Consider the following 8,314-nt stretch of genomic DNA (forward strand, 5'->3'; position numbering starts at 1 on the left):
TAGAAGGAGAATGTCCGGAACAGCTTAATTAAGCTGATAATTTGTGATTACTAAACTCAGGATGAAATGAACATAATTCTGTTCTACCTCTTTTCTGTTAATCAGTTTGTTTTTGTATTCATAAGAGTTCAGGTCTCTGGATAATTTCTGATACGTTTCAAAATCATCACCCTTTATCTTTACTCTTATATTACCATCTTTTCTGTTGATAATGACATTATCTAAAGTTCTTACTTTAAATAAAACCTCGCATAATGTAGGACGAGCCTTCATTGACCCGATATATCTTTCAACTATATTAATCTTGAACGAATCAAATATGATATTATTAAAAACGATTTTAGAATTAGGCTCCTGAGTGTTGAGTTCAAGTTTATAGTTCATTACTTTATAAATTTTGGCAAATATAAGTTTAATTATGCCAAAAAACAGACTGTTTTAATAGATCATTCCCATATTAATGATTGAATTTTATTCTGCAAACTCAAAATCATATGAAAATGTGAATATTAGAGGCTTGTAAATAAGGGAAAAACAAATGTACTCTCAACTTTTTATTTCCTTTTATTTTTTTCATAATAGGCATTTGCGTAATTTTATTCTCTGTATAACAAAATTCATATTAATACCAATATAATGGAAAGATATAGTTATGGAATGGTTGGCCTTGGAGTAATGGGGCGAAATCTGCTTTATAATATCGCTGACAATGGGTTTTCAATCGCAGGATTCGACCTTGATCAGGAAAAAGTGAAAGAATTAGAAGGCGGAGCTGCTTCAGAAATGAAGGTGAAAGGTACAGGCTCTTTAGAAGATTTCGTATCCGCACTGGAAGTTCCAAGAAAAATTATTCTTATGGTTCCTGCAGGAAAACCTGTAGATGCTGTGCTGGAAAATATTACCCCACTTTTAAGCGAAGGCGATATCGTGATTGATGCAGGAAATTCTTATTTTGAAGATACCAACAGACGTGTTGCTGATCTGGCATCCAAAAAACTGCATTTTATGGGAATGGGTGTGTCTGGAGGTGAAAAAGGAGCCAGAACAGGACCAAGTATAATGCCGGGAGGTGATCAGGAAGCATTCCAGCTTCTGAAACCAATGCTGGAAGCCATTGCTGCAAAAGTAGACAACGAAGCATGTACAGCATACATGGGAAAAGGATCTGCCGGGAACTATGTGAAAATGGTACACAACGGTATTGAATATGCAATTATGCAGCTTATCAGTGAAGCTTATGATCTTCTTAAAAGAGGAGCAGGCTTAAATAATGAACAGCTCTATCAGGTTTTCAAAGAATGGAATAATGGAGAAATGAACTCTTTCCTTATTGAAATTACCAGAGATATCTTCACTCAGAAGGATTCATTAACAGATGGTTACCTTGTAGATCATATTTTAGATAAAGCAGGAGCGAAAGGAACAGGGAAATGGACTTCTGAGCAGGCTATGGAAATAGGAGTTTCTATTCCTACCATTGATATTGCTGTAACTTCAAGAATTTTATCTGCTTATAAAAACGAAAGAATTCAGGCTTCAAAAATCTACACGGAAAGCGAAATTATAAAGCCGGAAAATACAGAATTGTTCATCAGGGAAGTGGGCGACGCTCTTTTCCTTTCTACCTTAATCAGCTATGCACAAGGTTTATCTTTACTGGTAAAAGCATCTGAAGAATATGGTTTTGAAATTCCATTGAAAGATGTTGTGAAAATCTGGAGAGGAGGATGTATTATCCGTTCTGTATTGCTGGAAAAATTCTATTCAGCGTATACCGAAAATCCTAATCTCTCTAATATTCTACTTGATCACGATATTTCTGAATTGGTAAAATCAAAAATCAAAGCCTTAAGAAAAACAGCCGGATATGCCGTTACCAACGGAATTTCAAGTTTGGGAATCCAGACTGCTTTGGGATATTTTGATGCTTATACCACAGAATCTCTTCCTGTGAATCTGATCCAGGCTCAACGTGATTATTTCGGAGCTCACACGTATCAGCGTATTGACAGAGAAGGAGTTTTTCATACTTCTTGGCAGAGTGCAAACAATTAAAAATTCGGAAGAAATGAATCAAAATAGAATCTTGCAGCCAACAACTATCGTTATTTTTGGTGCTACAGGAGATCTGGCAAAAAGAAAACTTTTTCCGGCATTTTATAACTTATATATCGATGGCAGAATGCCCAAAGGCTTCAATATTGTAGCATTGGGAAGGGCAGAAAATACCAACGAAAATTTCAGAAATTATATCAAAGAAAACCTCGAGAGCTTCTCCAGAAAAAAAGTGACTTCTGAAGACTGGGCAGGATTTCAGGCTCATATTACTTACTTCCAGCATCAATTGGATGAAGAAAGTTCTTATCAGAATTTACAGCAAAAATTGCAGGATTTTGACTCCGTGTATGGAATAAGAGCGAACAGATTGTTTTACCTATCGATCGGGCCCAATTTTATTGCCACGATATCCAATCATATCAAAACGACTTCATTAGCTTCTGATCCGAAGAAAGACCGTATTATTATTGAAAAACCTTTTGGTCATAATAAACAGTCAGCGATAGAATTGAACAGCCTTTTGGCTAAAACTTTTGAAGAAGAACAGATCTATCGTATTGATCATTATCTTGGAAAAGAAACGGTGCAGAATATATTGGCATTCAGGTTTGGAAATTCAATTTTTGAACCTTTATGGGATCATAAATATATTGAATCGGTACAGATTACCGTTGCGGAAGAAGTTGGGGTAGAGACTAGAGGCGCTTTTTATGAACAGACAGGAGCATTAAGGGATATGATTCAGAATCACCTGTTGCAGATCCTTTGTATGGTGGCTATGGAACCACCGGCTTCATTGCAGTCTGGTGAAATCAGAGACCGGAAAGTAGATGTTCTGAAATCAATCCGTAGAATATCTTCCGATCAGGTTGATCATTATGCGGTAAGAGGACAATATGGAAAAGGAACTATCAATGGAGTGGAAGTGAAAGGCTACCGCCAGGAAGACGGAATTGCTTCAGATTCCAATACGGAAACTTTTGCTGCAATCAAGTTCTATCTGGATAACGAAAGATGGCAGGATGTTCCTTTCTATGTGCGTACCGGAAAGAAAATGAAAGAAAAGCATTCTTACATTACCATCCAGTTTAAACCACTTCCTCACTCAACCTTCTCAGACAGTCCACATCTTTTATCAGCCAACAGGTTGATTATTAATATTCAGCCAATGATGGATATCAGATTACAGTTCATGACCAAAAAACCGGGGCTGACACTTGATCTGAAGCCAGCAGAAATGATTTTTGATAATTTTGCCTGTCAGGAAGATACTCCGGAAGCTTATGAAACCCTGCTGCAGGATGCTCTTTTAGGGGATCTGACTTTATTTATGCGTTCCGATCAGGTGGAAGAAGCCTGGGATGTGGTTACCACCATACAGGAAGCCTGGGAAAATAATAAAGACCTTTCTTTCCCGAATTACAAAGCAGGAAGCTGGGGACCGGAAGACGTTAATGCTTTGGTAGAAAGACAAGGGCACAGCTGGGTATAAAACAATATAATTTTAAACAAACAGACAATGAATATTACAGTATTTGACGATCTGGAAAAACTGTACACAAAGGCAGCAGACACATTTGTTGACCTTTCAAAAAAATCTATTCTGAAAAATGGCCGTTTTGTGGTTGCATTAAGTGGAGGTTCTTCTCCCAAAGCCATTTTCAAGCTTTTGGCAACACCGGAATATAAAGAACAGATTGACTGGAGCAAAGTCTACTTTTTTTGGGTAGATGAGAGATGGGTTCCGTTGAACGATGATAAAAGCAACTTCCGAATGACAGATGAAGCACTTCTCAATCACGTTCCGGTACCTGAAAACCACGTCTTTCCCATGTATGCTGACGGAATAAGTCCTGAGGATTATGCTAAAGCGTATGAACAGCAGATCAGAACTGTTCTTGGTGACGAAGGAATTTTTGATTTTATCCTGCTTGGAATGGGAGATGATGGTCATACAGCTTCATTATTTCCTGGGGAAGAAGTTTTAAATGAAAAAGAAAAATGGGTTTCTGCCTATTATCTTAAGCCTCAGGAAATGTTCAGAATTACGTTAACTGCACCTATTATCAATAATGCCGGTCATATTCTCGCTATTGCATTTGGTGAATCCAAAAAACATGCGCTGAATGAAGTTCTGAATGGTGAATATAATCCTTCATTATATCCAATGCAGCTTATTGAGAAGAAGGAGGGCTTTCAGTTTTTTACAGACGAAAAAGCCAGAGGTTAATATACTTCAATCTTAAAAAATAAGAGACTGTCCTTGGGCAGTCTCTCTTCATATCAACTATTCTATTACCGGATTCCCGGTAAATACAATTTTCTGTAGATTACATCGAAAATAAGATCTGCTAAATGAAAACAGCATCATTAGAGAATTCATGACGCTGCTGCATTTAGTGTTTTTACCTTAGTTGCTTTTTGTTCGAAACTTTTAATTTTTCCAACTCAAATAGTGTTTCTATGTAAAATGGTTATTAGTTTGAAGCAAATATACAAAATAAGACACTACGTAGTGTCTAAATTTTTAAAAAAATGAAAAATATTTTGTTCAACATTGTAAAACCTTACAAAAACCCTTTTGTACGCAGCAATATATATGAATAATAAAATTGTAGAAAATAGATTGAAGGATATCAAAACGGCAGAATGGTAAATGCCTGTTGATAATAACCGTATTACTAAAAGCAGCACCATTACAAAAATAATGATGCTGCGGAGTAATGTTTTACCTCAGTATTGAATAGTAAATATTTATACTGAGGGAACTAACGGTGCAATCTGATCTCACTCAACCTCACAACTCTGATTGTCTGTTTATATAAAATGGTTATTAGTTTCTGCAAATATATAAATTTAGACACTAAAAAGTGTCTAAAATGAAAAAAAATTCATAAACTTGTACGATTGAAAGTTTACCATGGAAAGAAAGTCTGTAGCAGGAAGTATCCGGAACAAGGAACGCAGTAAAAAAAAATTTTTGGACGCGGTTGGAAAAATACTGAGAACAAAAGGATATACTGCCTTGAAAGTGAATAGTATTGCTGCTACAGCCGGAGTTGATAAGAAAATGATTTATTCGTATTTCGGGGGAATAGACGGTTTGATTGATGAGTATATCCGCACACAGGATTACTGGAGCAAAGTAACGATTGAAGAAATTGAAAAAATAAAACCCAAACTGGATGATGGAGGGAGATCTTTCATGGAAGGAATGCTTTTATCCCAATTTGACTATGTTTACTCCAGCAAAGAAGCACAAAAACTGCTTCTTTGGCGTTTATCAGAACCTCGTAAATCTTTGAAAAAACTTACAGAAACCCAGGAAGAAAACGGAGAATATATTTTCAAACTATTGATGGATTCCCATTTTAAAGAGAATGCTGAACAGGTACGCTCTATTATGGCGATTATGGTTTCAGGGCTTTATTATCTGAACATGTATGCTGCCGTAAATGGAAGTATTTTCTGCGGAATAGATGTTGACAGCCCTAAAGGACGTGATAAAATCAAGAAAGCAATTTCTTTCATGTTGCACCATACCTACGAAAACCTGTAAATCCTTATTTTTGAAAATTGAATTTCAATACAAAAAACAAAACCATTAGAAATCTAATGGTCTGTCTATAAGTTGTGTTTCTTCCTTAGTTGTTTCGTATTCGAAATTGTCTTAAAGTAAGGGAACTCAATAATACAATTTGGATTGTCTTATTTTTCAACCTAATAGTGTTTTAAAATATATAGTTGGTTTTAGTTTGTACAAATATATAAAATAAGACACTGTAAAGTGTTTAAAATAATAAAATTTTTCTTGTTTTTGTTTAATATTTTGAAATTCAGTGTATTAAATTTTACAATAAGTGTAAAAATTTTTCTTTATCAATACCGATTGATCAGTTAAATTCATAGAACAGAGAAGAAGATGTCTTTACCAATGACGGTACTTCTCAGTGTAAAAGTAAAACTGATAAAAAAAATCTGTAGAAAAGTATTTTATTAAATATCAAACCATTTTTTTTAAATAAAAACAGCACCATTATACAAAAATGATGCTGGTAGTTGTGTTTTTACATCAGTCGTTGATGTTCGAAATATTTTAAACTGAGGGAACTAACGATACAATCTGAATAGTTTTTAATTTTTCAACTTCAATCGTGTTTTATATTGAGAATGGTTTTAGTTTGTGCAAAGATATACAAATAGATCAAATTAGACACTGTGTGGTGTCTAAAATAATAAAAAAATTTCTTAAACTTGTATATTGAATGATTAGTCATGGAAAGAAAGTCAGCATCAGGTAGTATTAGGAATAAAGAACGCAGCAAAAAAAAGTTTTTGGATGCCGTTGGAAAAATACTGAAAACGAAGGGACATGCAGGGTTGAAGATTAATGATATCGCTGCTACTGCCGGGGTAGATAAGAAAATGATCTACACCTATTTTGGCGGAATGGATGGTCTCATGGACGAATATGTTCGTACACAGGATTTCTGGGTAAAAGTAACCAGCGAGGAAGTGGAAAAGATGAAGCCTAATCTTGAAGATGGAGGCAGAGAATTTATAGAGCATATGCTTCTTTCACAATTTGACTACGTATATGCCAATAAAGAAGCTCAAAAACTATTGTTGTGGACTATTTCTGAACCCCGGAAATCATTAAAAAAACTGATTGACACTCAGGAAGAAAATGGAGAATATATCTTCAAATTATTGATGGAATCCCGCTTCAAAGATAAAATGGATACCTACCGTTCTATTATGGCCATCATGGTTTCAGGACTATACTACCTCAATATGTTTTCTTCTCTGAACGGCAGTATATTCTGTGGTATAGATACCAATACTCCTGAAGGACGGGAAAAAATCAAAAAGGCAATATCTTTCATGGTAGAACAGACCCACGACAATCTTTAATCTATTATAATGACTAGTCCTGAAAATCTGATACAGATTATAGTACAAAAATAAATAATTAAACCAGAGTAATTTTACTATTGCTTTGGTTTTTGTTTTTATAGGTTTTCATTTTAATTTGTGACTGTTTATGCATTTGGTTTGGAGTTAGATAATGATTTGAAAAATGTGGGCGTAAATTATTGTAGATTTCGATAGATTCATTTACTATCTTTTTCCTTAAATTGTTGTTTATATCATGTTTATCAATATCAAACTCATGCTTTAAAATACCATTTATTCTCTCTGCTACTGCATTTTGATAAGGATCAGAGTTTTGTGTCATACTACATTTTAATTGATGTTTCTGTAAAAGTCTTTGATACTCATTCGAGCAGTATTGTAAACCACGATCGGAATGATGGATTAAAGATTCTCTCATACCTTTATACTTCTTTAGAGCTCTTTTTAAAGCTATAATACTACTCTGTGTATTTAAATTGTCTGCAACAAAGTGTCCCATTATTTTCTTAGAATACGCATCAGTTATTAAACTTAAATAGCTTGGATTTTTTCGGTTCCCTATATAAGTAATATCTGCAACCCATACCTGGTTGGGCTTTGTTATCTGATAGTCAAGGAGCAGGTTCTTATGCTTTCTAAAACGATGATGAGAGTTGGTTGTAATGTGATAGCTTTTGCGAGGTTCAATCAATAAATGATTAGCTTTTAAGATGGCAAAGAATTTATCTCTCCCTACCTTAATGGAGCTTAAGGATCTCTGTAAAATAAAATATAATTTCCTGCCTCCTAACCGGGGCATCTTAACACGAAGATTCTCTACCAGCTTTACTACCTCTGAAGCTTTATCTTTACAAACTTTCGTACGCTTGATACTTCTATAATAGATTTGTCTATTTAACCCTAACAATCCACAAGTAAAAATCAAAGTTTCTTTTTCTTTACTGCGGAAGTAATCGATTGTTCGGGTGGTGAGTTTTTTCGAATATCAATGTGATATTCTTTCTCAGCCAGATCAATCATCATATCAAAAAATATGGACTTCTTATCTGCAATATAAGCCTGCTTTTCTAAAAAAGCCTTTTGCTTTTCAAGAAGCCTTACCTGGGCTTCTAATTCCATAATACGTTGTTCAGGTGTTTTTTCCATGGCATAAGGTCTTTGGTTTTCCCAATCAAAGTTACCATATTTTCTCAGCCAATTTAAAATAGTACCATGAGATTGAATACCATATTTCTTACGACAACTAGTAATAGTGGATGCTCCACATTCAACTTCTTTCACGATTTGAAGTTTTAAACTTAAACTGTAATCCTTCTGTGTGCGTTTAATGTACGTGGAT

General features: G+C 34.7%; 8 protein-coding genes. 5 read left to right on the forward strand and 3 right to left on the reverse strand.

From position 1 onward, the window contains the following. Positions 1-24 precede the first annotated feature (24 nt). A complete protein-coding gene (locus DDF69_RS21820; protein ID WP_034696561.1) occupies positions 25-384 on the reverse strand; it encodes a hypothetical protein in 360 nt (119 codons plus the stop codon). Positions 385-636: 252 nt separating this feature from the next. Between DDF69_RS21820 and gndA the strand changes: the two genes are divergently transcribed. From gndA to DDF69_RS21845, 5 genes are all read left to right on the forward strand, one after another. Further along, positions 637-2,055, forward strand: a complete 1,419-nt coding sequence (gene gndA / locus DDF69_RS21825) for an NADP-dependent phosphogluconate dehydrogenase (RefSeq protein ID WP_114822633.1) — start codon at positions 637-639, stop codon at positions 2,053-2,055. Positions 2,056-2,068: 13 nt separating this feature from the next. Then, entirely contained in the window at positions 2,069-3,550 is a 1,482-nt protein-coding gene (zwf, locus tag DDF69_RS21830; RefSeq protein ID WP_114822638.1) for a glucose-6-phosphate dehydrogenase, read from the forward strand. Between the two features lie 27 nt (positions 3,551-3,577). Further along, positions 3,578-4,288: a 6-phosphogluconolactonase gene (gene pgl / locus DDF69_RS21835; RefSeq protein WP_114822634.1), complete on the forward strand. Its 711-nt coding sequence runs from the start codon at positions 3,578-3,580 to the stop codon at positions 4,286-4,288. A 690-nt stretch (positions 4,289-4,978) separates the two neighbouring features. Then, positions 4,979-5,617 (forward strand): TetR/AcrR family transcriptional regulator, encoded by a 639-nt coding sequence (locus DDF69_RS21840; protein ID WP_114822635.1) that lies wholly within the window; start codon positions 4,979-4,981, stop codon positions 5,615-5,617. A 716-nt stretch (positions 5,618-6,333) separates the two neighbouring features. After that, a complete protein-coding gene (locus tag DDF69_RS21845; protein ID WP_114822636.1) occupies positions 6,334-6,972 on the forward strand; it encodes a TetR/AcrR family transcriptional regulator in 639 nt (212 codons plus the stop codon). A gap of 58 nt (positions 6,973-7,030) precedes the next feature. Here the strand turns inward: DDF69_RS21845 and DDF69_RS21850 are convergent, their stop codons facing one another. Further along, positions 7,031-7,900 carry an IS3 family transposase gene (locus DDF69_RS21850; RefSeq protein WP_228411904.1) on the reverse strand — a complete coding sequence of 290 codons (870 nt, stop codon included), beginning with the start codon at positions 7,898-7,900 and terminating at the stop codon, positions 7,031-7,033. After that, on the reverse strand, positions 7,897-8,314 hold a 418-nt coding region (locus tag DDF69_RS22370; protein WP_410494286.1), incomplete at its 5' end, for a transposase. The genes DDF69_RS22370 and DDF69_RS21850, both read right to left, overlap by 4 nt.

It is taken from the genome of Chryseobacterium sp. KLBC 52 (assembly GCF_003347605.1).
In the GTDB taxonomy this organism is placed as follows: domain Bacteria; phylum Bacteroidota; class Bacteroidia; order Flavobacteriales; family Weeksellaceae; genus Chryseobacterium.

Excerpts from the sequence above, each read along its gene's own strand:
- DDF69_RS21840 (WP_114822635.1), top strand. The coding sequence starts at position 4,979 with ATGGAAAGAAAGTCTGTAGCAGGAAGTATCCGGAACAAGGAACGCAGT.
- pgl (WP_114822634.1), top strand. The coding sequence starts at position 3,578 with ATGAATATTACAGTATTTGACGATCTGGAAAAACTGTACACAAAGGCA.
- gndA (WP_114822633.1), top strand. The coding sequence starts at position 637 with ATGGAAAGATATAGTTATGGAATGGTTGGCCTTGGAGTAATGGGGCGA.
- DDF69_RS21820 (WP_034696561.1), bottom strand. The coding sequence starts at position 384 with ATGAACTATAAACTTGAACTCAACACTCAGGAGCCTAATTCTAAAATC.
- zwf (WP_114822638.1), top strand. The coding sequence starts at position 2,069 with ATGAATCAAAATAGAATCTTGCAGCCAACAACTATCGTTATTTTTGGT.
- DDF69_RS21845 (WP_114822636.1), top strand. The coding sequence starts at position 6,334 with ATGGAAAGAAAGTCAGCATCAGGTAGTATTAGGAATAAAGAACGCAGC.